Annotated in this window: 15 protein-coding genes; 9 read left to right on the top strand and 6 right to left on the bottom strand. The window is 42.9% G+C overall.

The genetic code is table 11. From position 1 onward, the window contains the following. Window positions 1–42: 42 nt before the first annotated feature. The 3 genes from GVO62_RS19120 to GVO62_RS19110 all read right to left on the bottom strand — a co-directional run bounded on the left by GVO62_RS19120 (window position 43) and on the right by GVO62_RS19110 (window position 3,722). Window positions 43–498: a hemerythrin domain-containing protein gene (locus tag GVO62_RS19120; protein WP_159120607.1), complete on the bottom strand. Its 456-nt coding sequence runs from the start codon at window positions 496–498 to the stop codon at window positions 43–45. Window positions 499–742: 244 nt separating this feature from the next. Next, window positions 743–2,086: an NADP-specific glutamate dehydrogenase gene (gdhA, locus tag GVO62_RS19115; protein WP_159120606.1), complete on the bottom strand. Its 1,344-nt coding sequence runs from the start codon at window positions 2,084–2,086 to the stop codon at window positions 743–745. A 7-nt stretch (window positions 2,087–2,093) separates the two neighbouring features. After that, entirely contained in the window at window positions 2,094–3,722 is a 1,629-nt protein-coding gene (locus GVO62_RS19110; RefSeq protein ID WP_159120605.1) for a diacylglycerol kinase family protein, read from the bottom strand. Between the two features lie 149 nt (window positions 3,723–3,871). Between GVO62_RS19110 and GVO62_RS19105 the strand changes: the two genes are divergently transcribed. Then, on the top strand, window positions 3,872–4,402 hold the full coding sequence (locus tag GVO62_RS19105; protein ID WP_159120604.1) for a DUF2878 domain-containing protein: 531 nt from the start codon (window positions 3,872–3,874) through the stop codon (window positions 4,400–4,402). Window positions 4,403–4,421: 19 nt separating this feature from the next. Then, entirely contained in the window at window positions 4,422–5,126 is a 705-nt protein-coding gene (locus tag GVO62_RS19100; RefSeq protein WP_159120603.1) for an SDR family NAD(P)-dependent oxidoreductase, read from the top strand. A gap of 82 nt (window positions 5,127–5,208) precedes the next feature. Here the strand turns inward: GVO62_RS19100 and GVO62_RS19095 are convergent, their stop codons facing one another. Both GVO62_RS19095 and GVO62_RS19090 read right to left on the bottom strand, forming a co-directional pair. Then, window positions 5,209–6,039 carry an HAD family hydrolase gene (locus tag GVO62_RS19095; protein WP_159120602.1) on the bottom strand — a complete coding sequence of 277 codons (831 nt, stop codon included), beginning with the start codon at window positions 6,037–6,039 and terminating at the stop codon, window positions 5,209–5,211. A 175-nt stretch (window positions 6,040–6,214) separates the two neighbouring features. After that, entirely contained in the window at window positions 6,215–6,805 is a 591-nt protein-coding gene (locus tag GVO62_RS19090) for a hypothetical protein (RefSeq protein WP_159120601.1), read from the bottom strand. A 520-nt stretch (window positions 6,806–7,325) separates the two neighbouring features. On the opposite strand from GVO62_RS19090, the gene GVO62_RS19085 reads away from it, so the two are divergent. From GVO62_RS19085 to GVO62_RS19065, 5 genes are all read left to right on the top strand, one after another. Further along, window positions 7,326–8,378, top strand: a complete 1,053-nt coding sequence (locus tag GVO62_RS19085; RefSeq protein ID WP_236547244.1) for a DNA topoisomerase IB — start codon at window positions 7,326–7,328, stop codon at window positions 8,376–8,378. 458 nt (window positions 8,379–8,836) lie between these two features. Beyond that, entirely contained in the window at window positions 8,837–10,351 is a 1,515-nt protein-coding gene (putP, locus tag GVO62_RS19080) for a sodium/proline symporter PutP (protein ID WP_159120599.1), read from the top strand. 16 nt (window positions 10,352–10,367) lie between these two features. Further along, entirely contained in the window at window positions 10,368–11,477 is a 1,110-nt protein-coding gene (proB, locus tag GVO62_RS19075; RefSeq protein WP_105931193.1) for a glutamate 5-kinase, read from the top strand. After that, window positions 11,474–12,721: a glutamate-5-semialdehyde dehydrogenase gene (locus GVO62_RS19070; protein ID WP_159120598.1), complete on the top strand. Its 1,248-nt coding sequence runs from the start codon at window positions 11,474–11,476 to the stop codon at window positions 12,719–12,721. Before proB ends, GVO62_RS19070 begins: the two co-directional genes overlap by 4 nt. A gap of 128 nt (window positions 12,722–12,849) precedes the next feature. Next, complete coding sequence (locus tag GVO62_RS19065; protein ID WP_159120597.1) at window positions 12,850–13,800, top strand: mechanosensitive ion channel family protein; 951 nt, start codon at window positions 12,850–12,852, stop codon at window positions 13,798–13,800. 56 nt (window positions 13,801–13,856) lie between these two features. Here the strand turns inward: GVO62_RS19065 and GVO62_RS19060 are convergent, their stop codons facing one another. Further along, window positions 13,857–14,411 carry an HNH endonuclease gene (locus GVO62_RS19060; protein WP_159120596.1) on the bottom strand — a complete coding sequence of 185 codons (555 nt, stop codon included), beginning with the start codon at window positions 14,409–14,411 and terminating at the stop codon, window positions 13,857–13,859. 339 nt (window positions 14,412–14,750) lie between these two features. Between GVO62_RS19060 and pnp the strand changes: the two genes are divergently transcribed. Both pnp and GVO62_RS19050 read left to right on the top strand, forming a co-directional pair. After that, complete coding sequence (gene pnp / locus GVO62_RS19055) at window positions 14,751–16,862, top strand: polyribonucleotide nucleotidyltransferase (protein WP_120959449.1); 2,112 nt, start codon at window positions 14,751–14,753, stop codon at window positions 16,860–16,862. Between the two features lie 161 nt (window positions 16,863–17,023). Then, entirely contained in the window at window positions 17,024–17,317 is a 294-nt protein-coding gene (locus GVO62_RS19050; protein ID WP_012518312.1) for a DUF1244 domain-containing protein, read from the top strand. Window positions 17,318–17,565: the final 248 nt, after the last annotated feature.

The following is a 17,565-nucleotide window of genomic DNA, read 5'->3' as shown; positions in this document are numbered from 1 at the left end:
ACTGGTATAAATGAAACTGCTTGTTTCCGTTTTCCATTATGGCTACACCGTGAGTTTTTCGGCATCCAGTTCTTTGTTCATCTCTTCTCTGTATTCTTTTGCCAACCTTGTTTTTTGGCTGTCGTTTAGCACTTTTCCTGCAACTTGGAAAAACTCTTGCTCTTCATCAGCTAAATGATGCTCAACTTTTTCCTGCAGGTTTTTTAAATGGCGTAGCCATGCCGGTGAACTCATGTCTGTTTCATCTAATTTCTCTAGAAGCTCATCGATTTCGTGGTGTTCTGCAATACCATGGCGAGTCAAATCAACCGCGGCATCTTTTTCTAAAAGGTGGGTGTAGAAATGACGCTCTTCTGCAATGGCGTGACTTTCCAACTGCGTTTTAAGCTCTAAATAATATTCTCTGCGTGCAGCTGTGTTACCACTTGTTTCTGCAAGAATTTTCAATAACAGACGCTGTTTTTCATGATCTTGACGCAATGCTTCAAAAATTTTCATGGATATATCCCCAAATAGTTAATTACTACTTTCAGTAATGCTATTTCTATTCCATGTGTTCAAGCTTCGTTAGATTATGATTTTTAATAGATTTTTTGTTCGAAAGAAACAATTCCTCGACGTTTTGATATTTAGAGCGCAATTTTTACAAAAACTTTTCCGATAAATTCACGTTGTACACGCCCATATATGGCCGCTAAAACTGCGTAATGAGTAGCGTAATTCCAGCGACCGAAGTATTGAGTTAGACGCCTTGTGCGACCATTGCGTCCGCGAGTCGACGGAAGGCGGCAATATTTGCACCTTTCATGTAGTTAATGAAGTCACCTTCCGCTTTGCCTTCAGAAACACATCGTTCGTGAATACTCGTCATAATGGAGTAGAGTTGCTCGTCGAGTACGTCAGCCTCACGTTGATTAAACATGGCATTTTGCCCCATTTCCAAGCCAGATAAGGCAACGCCACCGGCATTGGAGGCTTTACCAGGGACATACGTTATTTTTTCTTCAATAAAAAGGGCCTGAGCTTTATTCGTACACGGCATATTTGCTCCCTCTAGCACCATGCTGCATCCATTGTCTAGCAATGCTCTAGCATCATCTTCGGTAAGCTCATTTTGCGTAGCGCAGGGTAGGGCAACATCACATGCAATGTGCCATGGTTTTTTATTATCTACCCAAGTTCCCATGTCATTTTCAGCCATGTCTTTAAGTATATTATTACGAGATGCGTGGTTCTCAATTGCCCACTTAATGGCTGTATCGTTCAATCCCTTTTCGTTGTGCAATAAACCACGACTATTTGAAAGCGTGACTACTTTCCCGCCTTTCTCCGTAGCTTTTAACGCAGCGTGCAATGCAACGTTGCCTGCGCCAGAAACAGCAATTGTTTTACCGTCAATATGCGAATCTTGATGTTTGCAAACGGCCTCTAGAAAATAGATAAGACCAAAGCCTGTAGCTTCGGTGCGAACGTAGCTTCCACCAAATTCTAAGCCTTTTCCAGTTAACACACCCTCAAACCTGTTATTGAGTCTTCGGTACTCGCCGTATAAATAACCAATCTCTCGCGCACCTACGTTGATGTCGCCAGCAGGTACGTCAGTGTTAGCACCAATATGCCTTTGTAGCTCACGCATAAAAGATTGACAGAAAAGCATAATGTCTCTGTCCGTCCGCCCTTTAGGGTTAAAGTCAGAACCACCTTTACCTCCACCCATCGGAAGGCCTGTGAGTGCGTTCTTAAAACACTGCTCAAACGCTAAGAATTTTAGTACGGAGAGATTTACGGTTGGGTGGAAACGCAAGCCACCCTTGTACGGGCCCATTGCTGAATTGTGCTGAACTCGCCATCCTTGATTAACCTCAATCTCGCCCTTGCTGTTCATCCAAGAAACCGTGAAATAGATAACGCGCTCGGGTAGGCATATTCGCCTAACGATATCGAATGCTTTGTAATCATCATGAGCGTTAGAAATGGGAATTATGTCTTCAAGTACTTCATGTACCGCTTGAAGGTATTCACTTTCACCCTCAAATTTTTCGTTAAGAAATGAATATATTTCATCGAAGTTGCTTTGATGTGCCATTAACTACTTAATCCTTTTGTTCACGGTTTACTAATACAGTAAGGCTATGAGGGAGTGTTTTTATGACGAGAGATTGGTCTTCATAAATTTCACCATCTACTGCGTAAGCGGTGGGTTTATCGAACGTCAACGTGAGACTGGACGCTTGTTTGTGACGTATAGAGTCTGACTCCTTTTTTGATTCTACCGGGCTAAAAACCAATTCCGCTAAAGATTGAAATTGTTTGTCAGAAGAGGTTTGTGGCAACAGCCACGTTATATCTAATTTACCGTCAGTTATATCGGGTTGTGCTGCACCTTGGGCTAACGCCGTTGTCATTGGGGCTGCATTGGCGATAACGAAACTAGGAGTTTGAAAGCGCTCAGGCTCGTTGTCTTCAATTGCTACGTCAAACGTCATGCTTCCATTATTTGAAATTGCATCCCATAGCCCTTTTAAATAAGCAAACTGTCCGCCCACATTCTTTTCTTCTCTATCTGCTGCGGAAATCATCTTCTCTTCAAATCCCACAGCCGCGACTAAAAGCATGACTTTGTCATTACACGTGGCGGTGTCTATTTTTAACGTAGCCCCATCAATAATGATATCGCAGGCTGTACTGATGGGCATGACTTTGCTGATATAACCATGAAGAACTTGGCTAAGCGCATTTGCTGTTCCAAAAGGGATTATTCCCATGGTGACGTTAGTATTAATTAAGGCTGAAGCAACCTCTGTAAGAGTACCGTCTCCGCCACAAGCAACAATGATGTCAGTGCCTTCATCTCTCGCTTCTTTAGCCAGCATTTTTCCGTCAACTTCGGGCGTTGTTTCTTTGACAGTTACTTTAAATTTTTCATTCAGGCGAGATAGCACGTCTTCTTTATATTGCGACCACTTTCCGCCACCTGCGACAGGATTAACAATCAGCGTCAGCGTCTTTTCTAAAGAGAGTAAACCGCCATCTCTTACTTGCTGTAGTGAGGCGAGTTGGCGCTTATTAAGGCGAGCAGTTTGGCGTATTTTGTTTATTTGTTTGAGCGCATCATCAACACTAAGTTTAGGATCTTTAGCTAACAAATAGGCTGCGACAACCAATACTGAACGACCTCGACCAAGTGCACAGTGAACCACCACGTTTTTACCTTCAGAAATTTGTTGGTTGAGCCAATTAATGGCAAGCACCAACTGTTCTGAGGTTGGGCTGGTATGGTCGAGTACCGGTATATTCAGATATCGATAATCTTCTTGATACGCAGTCCAATCAAGACCGTCGAATTCAGCCGTAACGTCGAGAATAGCGTCAATTTGATTCTCATTTAGCAGCGCTACATGCGTATTAGACATGCGACACCCTAAAAACAGGTGTGGCTCAATTTTTTGAAGCGGGGGGACTTTATCGTTTCTGCGTGCATACTCGTTGTAAAGCCATGACCCCAAAAGAAAAGGTACAAAAATCCATCGTATATAAAATGGAATAGAGCCATCTTCACGCTTTCTAAACAGACTTGGATAGTTAAGCAAATAAGCACTGCTCACAGCGATAAGTGAAAATGCAGTCCATCCAAACAATAATTTCAAAAGAACACCGGTAACAAATACCGTTAAAACTAACGATAAAATTGCGCCTAGCACGTAATACTTTACCATTTTCACAATTAACACATCCTTTGTTGTTAAAAAAAGCGAACAGTGTATGCATCTATACTTTCACTCTTATGTTTTCGTTTACTTTTACTGTTGCTAGATGAACTTAGAATTAAATGGGTACGTATGCTTTTGTAGTAAATCTATGAGCGTTAGTAATGAAAAATAGTGCAGTATTTAAGGTAATAAACTTTGCGTGGTTTCAGGGAATTTGGTGGCTAGTGATTCTATTTCAGAACCAAGCCGTCATACCCGTGCTTGCTCTAATTGTGTTGTGGTTCTTTCTTTCTCCCAAGCGCTTAGAAGATGCAAAGCTTATGGGAACCATATTCTTGTTAGGCACTTTTGTTGATGCTGCGCTGACGCAGAGCGGGCTGTTTATTTTTGACGAGTCTGAAGCGTTGATAACGTTTTGGCCCATTCCGATTTGGTTAAGTCTGCTCTGGGTGGCTTTTGCAGGAACCATCTATCACAGCATGATGGTCTTTAAGGGGCGATTAATACTGGCATCAATTGGTGGCGCTGTTTTTGCTCCACTTAGCTATATTGCTGGCGCAAAGTTTGGAGCGGTAGAGCTTGGCGTTGATCTTCTACTTGCTTACATTTTCATAGCACTAGTATGGAGTGTGGTATTCCCACTGTGCTTTTATTTATCCAACCGTTTCGAGGCAACCCAAGTCGAAACGTAAATGCAAGGAGTGTATTGGTATGACGAAAAATGTATTGGTAACTGGTGGTAATCGTGGCATCGGTTTCGAAATAGTAAAAGGAATGTTGTCTAAAGGGTACAAAGTGCTAATGGGATGCCGTGATGAGGAATCAGGGCTTGAAGCAAAGAAGGAACTTGTGGGTGGAGATTTGCACGTTATCGAAATGCCGCTTGATAATGAAACAGCCATCGTCGACGCTTTTGTGCGCGCCGAGGCAGTGTTTGGACCAATAGATATTCTAATAAATAATGCAGGCGTATTAGACGATACTCTATGGCAAGAGGTAACCGCAGAGTCGCTAGCAAAGTCAATGCAAGTCAACGTTTATGCTCCGCTAACGCTCATTCAACAAACCCTACCTCAAATGATTGAACGCGGTTTCGGACGGATCATTAACGTAAGTTCTAGCTATGGAAGCTTTGCAGAGGAACTAAAAGGGCCTTTTAGCTATGCCATCTCGAAAGCAGCCGTTAACGCACTAACGGTAAAGATGGCAGCGGCGGTTGACGAGGCAGCAAACGGCGAGCCTTTAGACGTTACAGTAAACAGTATGACACCAGGCTGGGTCCACACCAGAATGGGAGGGAGTGATGCGCCTAAAACACCTGAAGAGGGGGCTGACACGGCAATTTGGTTAGCTACTATGGAAGAGGGTGGCCCTCACGGTCAGTTCTTGAAAGACAGAAAATCCATAGATTGGTAGAACCTTTAATTACGTGAACGCGGTATTAAACTTTAAGGCTACGTGATGTAGCCTTTGTTGAGATGTGCTAGAGAATGCTGTGCTAGAGCGAAAAACGCTCTCGAAGGAAACGAGCAATTCCATCTTCATCGTGATGACCGATAACAGACGTTGCAGCTTCTTTAATATAAGGTTTCGCATTAGCGGGCGCATAAGCCTCGTCAGCCAATTCGAACATGCTTAAATCATTGTCACTATCGCCGAAACAAATCACATTACTTGCACCCAACTGATTTCGCAAAAGTTCAACTGCACTTCCTTTGCTTGCCAATTTATGATGAACGTCCATCCAGCGGTATTCGTCGCCTTCGATGGCTGGTCCGGAGTATGCAATTAACTCATCGTGATTATTTAACTGCTGGTAAATATCGTAAACGAGTGTCGCATCGCCAATCATACTGATATTTGTGATGTGAGCCGCCGCGGGTAGCTCTTCGATAGGCGCCAGTCTGGCTTTAGTTCTGGAGAAGTACTTGTCTATCAAGTTTCGCTCTATCAGATGTTTTGGCGTTGGATAATAAATAATATGTTCGTGCTCAGGGCTTTCCAAATTCACTGTATTGATAAACGGTGTGATGTTGTTTTTAACCGCATATTCGACGATAAGGTTTACTTCGCTTGGCGCAAGAAGGTTCTCTAACGTTAACGCGTTACCGGTTGGATCCCATATAGCGACCCCATTATTGTAAATATGAGGTAGTACGAACGACTGGCCTTCCAGTACAAATTGCGCTGAATGCATAGTACGTCCGGTTGCGACGGTAAACGCAATGTCCTTTTCGCTAAGTAAACCCAGCGTTTCTCTGGTAAATGTCGAGATTTGGGAAGACTTATTTAAAAGAGTCCCGTCCAAGTCAAAAAAAATTAAGTCCATACAATCAGTACTCGGTGTCTTTAAACAATAAGGAATACAAAATGCGAAAGGGCAATACACATATCACTATATGCATCGCCTCTCAGAATTGTTTGCTGAACACGTTCGCTTTTGCGTTGTGTACACTATCATACTCTAACTATCTGCCCCTGCTTATTACAGGTATTTTAACTTTTTATCGAATAGACTCGACGACTTTGTCTGAATGTTGGCGAAGCAACGAAGACAATTTAGAAGCAGACTGAGATTTCTTTAAATTGATAACAAGTGCCACTTTACCATATCGCACAGCATGCCTAACGGTCTGAATTACTTCGTTTCTATCTGGCCTAAGACCCATTAATCCTGCGATAAATAAGCCGATGAATAAGCCTGGGCTAATTAACGCAATATAGGTAAATAAAGGATTTTGCTTCGTAAGTGCAGGGCCGAATTGCGTGAGTAGAAACGCAGCAATTAGGCCCACCGCTAGCCCGATAAAACCCAGCAGTAAGTGTGACGACCACATTCTTTTCCCAATTGATTCACTTTTGCGTTCCAGCTTTTCGCTCATGCGTGGATCTTTTGCCTCAACAATTTCTATCTGAGCGCTTTCTATTGATGTTTGACCTTTAACCACATCAATCGCTTCCCTCGCTTTTTCTTTTGAAGGAAAAATAGCGGCAACCTGAAGTTCTTTATCAGAGACGATCTTGGCTCTTAAATTTTCGGTTCCGTTATCGTCATTCTTCTTTATGTTCGTGTTCTTTGAGTTTTCGATAGTCATCTTAATTCCTCTCAGTCAGTTTAAGAGCTCACCCAGCTTAAGTTAGTGACGCTCAACAGCTCAACTTCTACATTCAATTTTGTGCCCGGTAATCCATCCAAGCACATGAATTCATACGATTATTGAAGATAAGTATTCAAGTAGTATTCCGGGTGGTGTTTAAATGTGCTTTCCATCAAGGTTAAAAGCTAGAGTGCTGAAGCTATCACTATGAATTAACGAAGGTTTTCATGAGTATTACAAGGTTGTTAGACAAGGCTGAGGCATATCTTTTTAGTACATATTTCAATTTAGACTATTGTCATCAAGGGGGCGCGCACTATAAATATTGCGGTAGTGTGACAATCTTACACGGCGCTGAAAAAGGTTACACAGCCAAGAATCTTTGGATAACGGTGAAGTAACCTGACAACGTTAGGTGATCATTTCTTTCTTTTTAACTGTAATTTTATTCAGTCAGAAAAATAACACGCATGTTTGAAGGGTGTTGTAAATCTCAACAAAGAATATGGAGAATGCTTTGACAGCACGGACGAAGGGCTACTGCAATGTTTATTCGGATGATTGCCACTTATCCATCAAGCGAATTGCCTGTGGGAATAAACGTTTCTACAACCGTTACGCGAGTGGACGAAAAGTGTCGAGCGAACGGGTAATAAAGAGAATTAAAAAGCTCGTAATTCCACCTAACTGGCAAGATACCTTTATTAGTCGCGACAGTAAAGCCAGCGTGCAGGCGACAGGCTATGACGAAAAAGGACGAAAGCAATACATCTACCATGAGAAATGGCACGAGCAACAACAGGTAGAGAAGTTTAAAAGGTTAGTTGCTTTTGGTAATGCTTTACCTAAGTTTCGCAAACATTGCCAAACTTTGGTTGAAAAGCCCTCATGGACGCTAGAGAGAGCATGTGCACTAGTGTGTTTGCTACTTGACTATACAGGAGCGAGAGTGGGGAATGCTCAGTACAGTAAAGAAAACAACACATACGGTTTAACCACACTGAGGCGAAAGCACATTCAGGCCCAATGCGATGACAGCGTAGAGTTGGCTTATGTAGGGAAACATGGCAAACCGCGTACGTTAAAAGTGAACGATCCAGAACTGGCTTCACTTATTTGTGATTGCGCCCAACAGCAGGGTTACTGTTTGTTCCGCTACCAGGGGCCAAATAATCAATGGAGCGATGTATCCAGCGAAGATGTAAATGCTTTTATTCATCGTGAATTGGGTGAGCAATTCAGTTGTAAAGACTTCAGAACCTGGGCATCTAGTCGCTTTGCGCTAACAGTTATGCCTAACGTTCACGAGCAGGTGGCAAATTCTCGAACTAAAAAATGGGAAAGTACTTTAAGTAAAACCGTTTCTGCAGAGCTTGGTAATACCCCCGCTGTTTGCAGAAAATATTATATTCATCCGAAGCTATTTAGTGTGTATTCCTCCCCAGAATCCTTCAACGAACTTATCGAGAAGCTAAATGCGCTTAACAATGAAGATTGTGTGCAGCTTGATCACTTACTGCCCGTAGAAAAGCTTCTTTTGAATGTTATTTCTACTGATAGCGTTCAGTAACGGGTTTTAAGTGAAAATGTTTCAGTAAGACGTAAAGTAGGCCGAATTAGGTCATATCGATGCAAAGTTATATTGTTTCATGACTGATTTGGATTTTGTATCTATCTGAAAAATAGTGAATATATAAATATATTGGGTTCAGTTTTATTGTGAAACATTACTTACCTCTAAAACGAGCTAAGAGCGTGTTAAATCTATTTGTTTAAAAATCAAACTTGAAATTTTTTTTCAAATCCTTATATTATTAGAACTCTAATGATTATTGTTCGATTTAATTTGCTTCTAAATTACAGAAGCTAGTTAATCGTCGAGGGCGAACAGCATTGTGCAAGTCTCGCCCTTTTTATTTATGAGGCTGCGAGAGAGTGCTTATAAATAAGCACCTCTTCATTGCTTTAGCGGCAAGACAAAGAATCATTAAAGAGATTTTGATAGTAATAGAGGAAACATTAAACATTATGCCAATGGAAAGTTACCTGTCGCTGGCTGTGTATTTTTTAGCGATGTTGGGAATAGGGTTGTTTGCCTATCGCCAGTCAACCAGTGATATTTCTGGCTATATTTTAGGTGGGCGGCAAGTAAGCCCTCAAGTAACTGCACTTTCAGCTGGTGCGTCTGACATGTCAGGTTGGATGTTAATGGGTTTGCCGGGGGCAATGTACTTAACAGGGTTCGACGCTGTTTATATAGCGATTGGGCTCGTTGCAGGTGCCTTGGCAAATTATTTATTAGTCGCGCCGAAGCTTCGCGTATATACAGAAGTAGCGGACGATTCGTTGACTGTACCCGAGTTTTTCGCGAAGCGATTTAATACGCCTAATTCAAGCTTGCGTATAGTATCTGCAGTCATCATTGTTTTGTTTTTCACGCTCTACACATCAGCCGGGTTGGTAGCAGGGGGCAAGCTTTTTGAAAGCGCGTTTTCTGTGGATTATCAGTTAGGCTTATTTATAACGCTGGGTGTAGTGGTTTCTTACACCTTATTGGGCGGCTTTTTAGCAGTAAGTCTGACTGACTTTGTTCAAGGCTGCATTATGTTTGTCGCATTGGTGCTAGTACCTATTGTGGCGTTCAGTGAATTCGATAGCGTTTCGCAGATGACAGGCGCGGCTTATCAATCTGTACCTAATTTTTCCGAGTCATTGAAAACGTTGACCGTGGTGGGTTTATTGTCGAGCTTAGGCTGGGGGTTGGGCTACTTTGGTCAGCCACATATTATCGTACGTTTTATGGCTATTCGCTCGGTAAACGCGATCAGCACGGCGAGAAATATTGGTATGTCATGGATGACGGTGACGATTATTGGTGCGTTAGCGACAGGGTTCGTGGGCATTGCTTACGCGAATCAATTTGGGCTAGCGGTTGATGATCCTGAAACCATATTTATTATTTTTTCACAGTTACTGTTTCACCCACTAATTAGCGGTTTTTTAATGGCAGCTATTTTAGCAGCGATTATGAGTACGATTTCTTCGCAGCTTTTAGTAAGTGCGAGTTCGTTAACCGAAGACATTTATCGCGTGATGATGAGTAAGAAATCGTCGCAGCAAGCGCTAAGTGAGAAGCAAACGGTAACAATAGGGCGTTATGGTGTAGCAGGCGTTGCAGTTGCAGCATTGCTATTGGCCATGGACGCATCGAATACAATTTTATCTTTGGTAAGTAACGCTTGGGCAGGTTTTGGTGCCGCGTTTGGTCCATTAGTCCTGTTTTGTCTGTATAAAAAGGACCTAACAGCAAGAGCGGCGATGGCAGGCATGATCAGTGGCGCAGTCACTGTATTGTTTTGGATATATGCCCCGGTTCTGGCTGACGGTAAAACGTTAAGCAGCGTTATTTATGAAATTATTCCAGGGTTTGCGGTAAGTACGTTAACGCTTTATTTGGTAAGTCGCTTCGGTGAAAACCCATCTAAAAACGTACAGGCAACGTTTGCGCAAGCCGGTGAAGAATTAGCGAATCAACAATCTTAAGGTTAAAAAGTTTATTATGAGTCATCCTAATTGGAAACGCGTAGTCATCAAAGTAGGTAGTGCACTAATATCGCCCAACCAGCAAGGTTGTAGCAGTCACTATTTACTGAGCATTGCACAGTTTATTGTGCGATGCCGAGCTAACGGTACACAAGTTGTGCTTGTGTCTTCTGGTTCGGTTGCAGCGGGAGCGCACCTGTTTCCAGAACAAGAGAAAACCAACATTGCAGTTAAAAAAGCGATGGCGGCAGCAGGACAAACAGAAATGATTGCCACATGGGATAGGTTGTTTGACTTTCCTTCTGCGCAAATGCTTTTAACGCACGCTGACCTACGAGATAGAGAGCGTTACGTCAGTATTCGTGAAACGATTTTTAGCTTGTTAGATAACAACATTCTGCCAATCGTGAACGAAAACGATACTGTTACCACCGACAAGCTAAAAGTGGGTGATAATGACAATTTATCGGCAATGGTGGCGTCTGCTGCTGAAGCAGATGCATTAATAATCTGTTCGGACATCGACGGGTTATATGATAAGAATCCACATGAATTTGACGATGCCAAAATGCTTAAGTCTGTGGAAACTATCGACCAGAGTATTTATGACATGGCCGGCGGCGCTGTTAAAGGCGGGGTAGGAACTGGCGGCATGCGCACTAAAATTGAAGCAGCCGAAAAAGCCGTTTCGCATGGTATAGATACATATATTATTAATGGCTTTACTGAGTTGTCGTTTAATATGCTTCTTGCGGGTGAAAACCCTGGAACGCATTTCAAACCACACGCCAAACCAATGCAAGAAAACGTGCATTGGATGCGCCATACGTCAAATGCGCAAGGTGAAGTAATTGTGGAAGGGGATTTCGATGCCTCTTTAGCTGGCGACGCTGAACAACTTACGAGTAGTGAAATCATCGACGTTAAAGGTGAGTTTTCGGTAGGCGATACAATTTTAGTGCGTAAAGAAGACGGCACTAAATTGGTAAAAGCAAAATCGAATTACAGTAGTTGTTTATTGAATTTTATTGCTAATCAGGAAAATGACGACTTCGCCCACGAGTTCGAAGAAAAAACAGGGCCAATCATTTCTGATCAGCACATAGCAAATTTGGAGAAAGAATGAGTATTATTACAGAGTTAGCACAACAGGCAAAAAAAGCTGCACGTACACTGGCAATTTTAAGTGAGAGCCAGAAAAACGCGGTACTCACCGATATGGCAGCGGCAATTCGTGCAAACAAAAGTAAGATCATTGAAGTAAATGAAAAAGAAGTAGAACGAGCAAAAGAAAATAATTTAGATGCAGCAATGATCGACCGCTTAATCCTGAATGATGAGCGTATCGAAGGCATGGCTGAAGGCATTGAGGTTATCGTAGAACTTGATGATCCTGTAGGTAAAGAGCGTGTTATCGGTACTCGTCCAAATGGTATCGAAATCAAAAAAATGCGCATTCCTTTAGGTGTTGTGTGCATGATATATGAAGCACGACCTAATGTTACTGCCGATGCTGGCGCACTGTGCTTCAAATCGGGCAATGCAGTAATATTACGTGGTGGTAAAGAAGCACTCGATACGAGTTTGGCGATTGCACAACTAATGCAGGATGTGCTTGAAAAGCACAATCTACCGAAGGCCCTTGTTACTGTTGTGCCGAACCCAGACCGCGCACTTATGCAAGAGTTAATGGAACAGCGTGATTACATTGACGTGATAATCCCACGTGGTGGTGAAGGCCTTATTAATTACGTGACGGATAACGCTAAAGTGCCGGTTATTCAGCACTTTAAAGGTGTGTGTCACTTGTATGTTGATAAAGATGCGGATTTAGATAAAGCATTAGCGATACTGCTAAACGGTAAGACACAGCGTACAGGCGTGTGTAACGCGTTAGAAGGCCTAGTTGTGCACCAAGCAGTGGCAGGTGACTTTTTACCCAAAGTGGCAGATGCCTTTAAAGAAAAAGGCGTAACGGTTCACGTAAATGAAAAAGGCAGTCAGTACTTTGAAGGTGCCGATGTTATCGCTGAGGATGCCTACGGCGAAGAGTACCTTGGTTTAGAGATTGCTATCCGTGTGGTTGATGATTTTGACGCAGCGGTTGAGCATATTGCGCAATTCGGCAGTAACCACACCGAAGTTATCATTACTGAAGACGCCGAGAAAGGTAAGCTTTTCCAGCGTGCAATAGATGCAAGTGTTGTGATGGTTAACGCTTCATCACGCTTCTCTGATGGCAGTCAGTTGGGCCTAGGTGCAGAGATTGGTATTGCAACGACTAAGCTTCACGCTTATGGCCCAATGGGCTTAGAGTCGCTAACTTCAGAGAAGTACTTAGTAAATGGTGAGGGTCAAATTCGTGAATAATAACGTTAAGCAATAACTGGTCGGCATTGTGCCGTGAGTTTACATGCTTCATAATGATAAGCGCTGACATTCGTCGGCGCTTTTTTTCGCCTATTCAAAGATTTACCCCAAGCACAAACGGAGCTTACATGGAGATAGTGATAGACCCCGCGCAGTTATGGCAACAGCTTATCGTTTTTGCGAGCGAGTACAAGCTGCTGACATCGTTAGTGCTTTTGATTGTACTGCATTTCACTAAAAAAGGGGTATTGCTACTTATAAGACGCATTAGTTCGCAGCGCGGAGAAGACCGTCGAAATCAAATAAATATATTAGAGCAGTTGGGCAATGCTTTCATTATCATAGTGTTAATGATGGTATGGAGCTCTGAAATACAAACACTGGCTATTTCAATTGCTGCGTTTATGGTTGCAATTGTACTTGCTACCCGCGAGTTTATTCAATGTTTTATGGGGTTCATCTACTACTTGGGCGCAAGGCCATTCAGGGTAGGAGATTGGATCCAAATGAATAATATTATTGGTGAAGTGGTAGAAATGGATTGGGCAAAAACCGCCTTACTTGAAGTAGACCCAGAAAGCTTCAACTACACGGGTAAGCACGTGTATGTGCCAAACAGCCAACTTGTTACCCAAACCGTTCGCAACCTAAACTTTATGCGCCGTTACCGCCTACACTCCTTTGAAATTGTTAATGAGCCGACGGTAAATGCTTACAGCTTACTGCCAGCTTTCCATGCCAGAGCACAAGCGCACTGCGAATATTTCCGCGATGTTGCAGAGCGTTATAAAGGATTAATCGAACGGCATCTCGACCAAGAGTTTATTCGCATTGACCCAGAGGTTGAGATTAAAACCAATGAACTTGCCAAAGTAGTAGTGAAGGTAAGCTTGTTTTGCCCGACAGCCGAAGCGCATGAACTAGAGCATAAAATGTGTTCAGATTGGTTGAGTTTGTGGTTTAGAGCACAGAAAGAAGAGCAAGCATCGCTTATGCAACAGCAAAGCGATTTAAATGCGAACAATATTCAGCAAGCAGCTACCACAGAGCAACAAACAACCACAAGCACTGGGCTATAGTAGAACATAGCGCTAGCGCAGTACGCACACTGTATGAATAACATGTGTTTACTGCGCTAGTATTGACACGTCCAGTTCCGTTTATGAGAAAAATGCCCTTCTAAAAAAGCCATCTGATCAGCCAGTATCCGCCTGTTCATCAAATAAAAACGTTCGTAAACATTCGGCCTAAATGGCACAGCAAGAAGAGGCATATTGGCTTCTTCTGGCGTTTTATCTGCTTTAGCGTGATTGCAACGCTGACACGCAGAGGCAACATTTGTCCAAGTGTCTTTACCGCCGCGAGAGCGGGGGATAATATGGTCTCGGGTAAGCTGCTTTGGCGTAAACTTACTGCCACAATAAAGACATAAATAACTATCACGCCTAAATAAATAGCGATTAGTTAACGCAACTTTACCTGACAAATCGGTTACCTTGCCATCACATGCGATAATACTAGCCAGCGTTAGCTGGCTTTGCAGCCCTTCATGATTCCAGCCTCCTCTAAGCGTGATAGCGTCGCTACCTAGCTCAAATAGCACCTTGTCCTGACTGTAAAGCTTGGCGGCTTGTTCAACATCTATCCACTCTTGTGGCATGCCTGCTTTGTTAAGTCGAAGTACCAACATGGTTATCTCCTTTAGCACACTAATATTAGACGTTCTTGTTGTGGTTAATCTTGCCTCTTTATATGTAGCTCTGTAGGTGTTTTTATATTTCTGTTTTGTTTGCTTTTTGTTCTAGCATACGCCGTTTTGTGTCAATATGATGAAAATATAGCCAAATATTGAAATTTCACAGATATTTCATATAGTCATGTTGCAATGAACGTGGATAAATACACAACGAATAACGCAACAAATTCCTCGCAGCGCTAAATTTGGGAATGGTATTAATGCCACTTCAAAGCTATACTATGCGCCGCGTTTAAAAGCGATAAAATAAAGATTGAAATTAAAGGACAAATAGTGACTCCTATTACTAAATCATTTCAGTATGGACAGCATACTGTAACTCTAGAGACGGGTGTAATTGCTCGTCAGGCAACAGCTGCGGTTCTTGCGAGCATGGACGATACGTCTGTACTGGTAACAGTAGTTGGTAAAAAAGAAGCCAAGCCAGATCAAGACTTCTTCCCTCTAACAGTTAACTACCAAGAAAAAGCATACGCTGCGGGTAAAATCCCAGGTGGTTTCTTCAAGCGTGAAGGCCGTCCATCTGAAGGCGAAACATTGACTGCGCGTCTTATCGACCGCCCAATTCGCCCATTATTCCCAGAAGGTTTCAAAAACGAAGTACAGGTTGTTGTTACTGTAATGTCTGCTAACCCAGATATCCCTACAGACATCATCTCTATGATTGGTACGTCAGCAGCCCTTGCTATCTCTGGTATTCCTTTCAACGGCCCAATTGGTGCGGCTCGTGTAGGTTATAGCAACGGTGAATACATTCTAAATACACGCGCAGAAGAGCAAGCTGAAAGCCAGCTTGACCTTGTTGTTGCGGGTACTGAAGGTGCAGTACTTATGGTTGAATCAGAAGCTGACGTGCTTTCTGAAGATACTATGCTAGGTGCGGTAATGTTCGGTCACGAGCAACTTCAAACTGTTGTTAAGGCAGTGAACGAGTTTGCTGCTGAAGTTGGCACTGAGAAGTGGGACTGGGCACCAGAAGCAGAAAACACTGCGCTTAAAGACAAAGTTAAAGCACTAGCTGAAGCTGAAATGACAGCGGCTTACCAGATTTCTGACAAGTTAGAGCGTAAAGACGCGGTAACTGCAGCCACTGAAAAGGCATTAGAAGCTATCCTTGCTGAAGACGAAGAACAAGACAAGAAAGAAGTACTAGACCTTCTTCACGAACTTGAGTCTGACGTAGTACGTTCACGCATCCTTTCTGGCGCGCCACGTATCGACGGTCGTGAGCCTGCAATGATTCGTGCGCTAGACGTAGCAACGGGCATTCTTCCTCGTACTCACGGTTCTGCACTATTTACCCGTGGTGAAACACAGGCAATTGTTGCTGCTACTTTAGGTACAGAGCGTGATGCACAGATGATTGACGAGCTTCAAGGTAAGCGCGACAGCCGTTTCATGCTTCACTACAACTTCCCTCCATACTGTGTTGGTGAAACCGGTATGATTGGTTCGCCTAAGCGTCGTGAAATTGGTCACGGTCGTCTAGCGAAGCGTGGTATTCAAGCAGTAATGCCAAGTGAAGAAGAATTCCCGTACGTAGTACGTGTGGTTTCTGAAATCACAGAATCAAACGGTTCATCTTCAATGGCGTCGGTATGTGGTACTTCACTAGCGCTTATGGATGCGGGTGTTCCAATTAAAGCGTCGGTTGCGGGTATCGCAATGGGCCTAGTTAAGAGTGACGACAACTTTGTTGTACTTTCAGACATCCTTGGTGACGAAGATCACCTTGGCGACATGGACTTTAAAGTAGCGGGTACTACCGACGGTATTACTGCACTTCAAATGGACATTAAGATTGAAGGTATTACTAAAGAAATCATGCAAATTGCGCTTAAACAAGCAAAAGAAGCACGTTTGCACATTCTTAAAGTAATGGACGAAGCGATTGGTGGTCACCGTGAAGAGCTAAGTGAATTTGCTCCACGCATTTACACAATGAAGATTGACCAAGACAAGATTCGTGACGTTATCGGTAAAGGCGGCGCAATGATCCGTCAAATTACTGAAGAGTCTGACACTAACATCGAGATTGAAGACGACGGTACTATCAAAATCTTCGCGACAGAGCGTGCGAAAGCAGACATCGCTATTAGCAAGATTGAGCAAGTAACGGCTGAAATTGAAGTTGGTAAGACTTACAACGGTAAGATTACACGTATTGTAGACTTCGGTGCGTTTGTAGAAGTACTTCCAGGTAAAGAAGGTCTTGTTCATATTTCACAAATCGCTCACGAGCGTGTGAACAAGGTTACTGACTACCTTAAAGAAGGTGAAATGGTTGACGTTAAGGTTATGGAAATCGACCGCCAGAACCGTGTACGTTTAAGCATTAAAGAGCTTCTAGAAAAGCCTGCGCCTAAGTCTGACGACGCAGAGTAATAGCAATTAGGTTTTAAACCTAGTTAGATATGTTTAAGTAAAAAGGGAGCTTGGCTCCCTTTTTTCGTTTTAGGTTTTAAAAGAGGTAACGGGTTGGGTTTTACTCGTTAATACACATATTCAAACCATAACGAAAAGCGCTTTTTTAGAGGTATTTGAAAATGGATAAGCAAACGCAAACCGAAGTAGAAGCAGCGGTATTCCGCCGCTTAGTAGAACACCTAGACGCGAACAAAGACGTTCAGAACATCGACCTGATGATTTTGGCGGATTTCTGCCGTAACTGTTTGGCGAAATGGTATTCGGCCGCTGCAAGCGAGCAGGGCGCTGATATCGACTACGAAGCCGCACGTGAAGTGGTATACAAAATGCCGTATTCAGAGTGGAAGGAAAAGCATCAGCTTCCTGCTACTGATGAGCAGTTGGAAAAGCTGGCTGCTAGGCAGGGGAAGTAGTTTTTAGTTAGAACGACATTTATTTTTGTGTTTTGGAGCCAGCTTATGCTGGCTTTTTTGTTTGGCTTGCGTGAAAAACACCAGATTCATTTGTATGCCGATTTGGTGTTTTTAATAAATGAGCGAAAAACGACATAACGGTTTTTTCTTTATTTCTCTGGTAGTTGTGGTTTAGAGTAACGGGTTATTAAAAGGAAAAATTCCCGAAAGTGGTGTGGAATAGCATGACGTTTTGGGGACGAGTAAGC

Source organism: Alteromonas sp. KUL150 (assembly GCF_009811475.1).
Lineage (GTDB): Bacteria > Pseudomonadota > Gammaproteobacteria > Enterobacterales > Alteromonadaceae > Alteromonas > Alteromonas gracilis.
Note: the sequence above shows the minus strand (reverse complement) of the source record. Positions and strands in the feature narration are given on the sequence as shown.

Excerpts from the sequence above, each read along its gene's own strand:
- GVO62_RS19105 (WP_159120604.1), top strand. The coding sequence starts at position 3,872 with ATGAAAAATAGTGCAGTATTTAAGGTAATAAACTTTGCGTGGTTTCAG.
- GVO62_RS19120 (WP_159120607.1), bottom strand. The coding sequence starts at position 498 with ATGAAAATTTTTGAAGCATTGCGTCAAGATCATGAAAAACAGCGTCTG.
- GVO62_RS19070 (WP_159120598.1), top strand. The coding sequence starts at position 11,474 with ATGAGTATTATTACAGAGTTAGCACAACAGGCAAAAAAAGCTGCACGT.
- GVO62_RS19100 (WP_159120603.1), top strand. The coding sequence starts at position 4,422 with ATGACGAAAAATGTATTGGTAACTGGTGGTAATCGTGGCATCGGTTTC.
- gdhA (WP_159120606.1), bottom strand. The coding sequence starts at position 2,086 with ATGGCACATCAAAGCAACTTCGATGAAATATATTCATTTCTTAACGAA.
- GVO62_RS19065 (WP_159120597.1), top strand. The coding sequence starts at position 12,850 with ATGGAGATAGTGATAGACCCCGCGCAGTTATGGCAACAGCTTATCGTT.
- GVO62_RS19090 (WP_159120601.1), bottom strand. The coding sequence starts at position 6,805 with ATGACTATCGAAAACTCAAAGAACACGAACATAAAGAAGAATGACGAT.
- GVO62_RS19060 (WP_159120596.1), bottom strand. The coding sequence starts at position 14,411 with ATGTTGGTACTTCGACTTAACAAAGCAGGCATGCCACAAGAGTGGATA.
- putP (WP_159120599.1), top strand. The coding sequence starts at position 8,837 with ATGCCAATGGAAAGTTACCTGTCGCTGGCTGTGTATTTTTTAGCGATG.
- proB (WP_105931193.1), top strand. The coding sequence starts at position 10,368 with ATGAGTCATCCTAATTGGAAACGCGTAGTCATCAAAGTAGGTAGTGCA.
- GVO62_RS19050 (WP_012518312.1), top strand. The coding sequence starts at position 17,024 with ATGGATAAGCAAACGCAAACCGAAGTAGAAGCAGCGGTATTCCGCCGC.
- GVO62_RS19095 (WP_159120602.1), bottom strand. The coding sequence starts at position 6,039 with ATGGACTTAATTTTTTTTGACTTGGACGGGACTCTTTTAAATAAGTCT.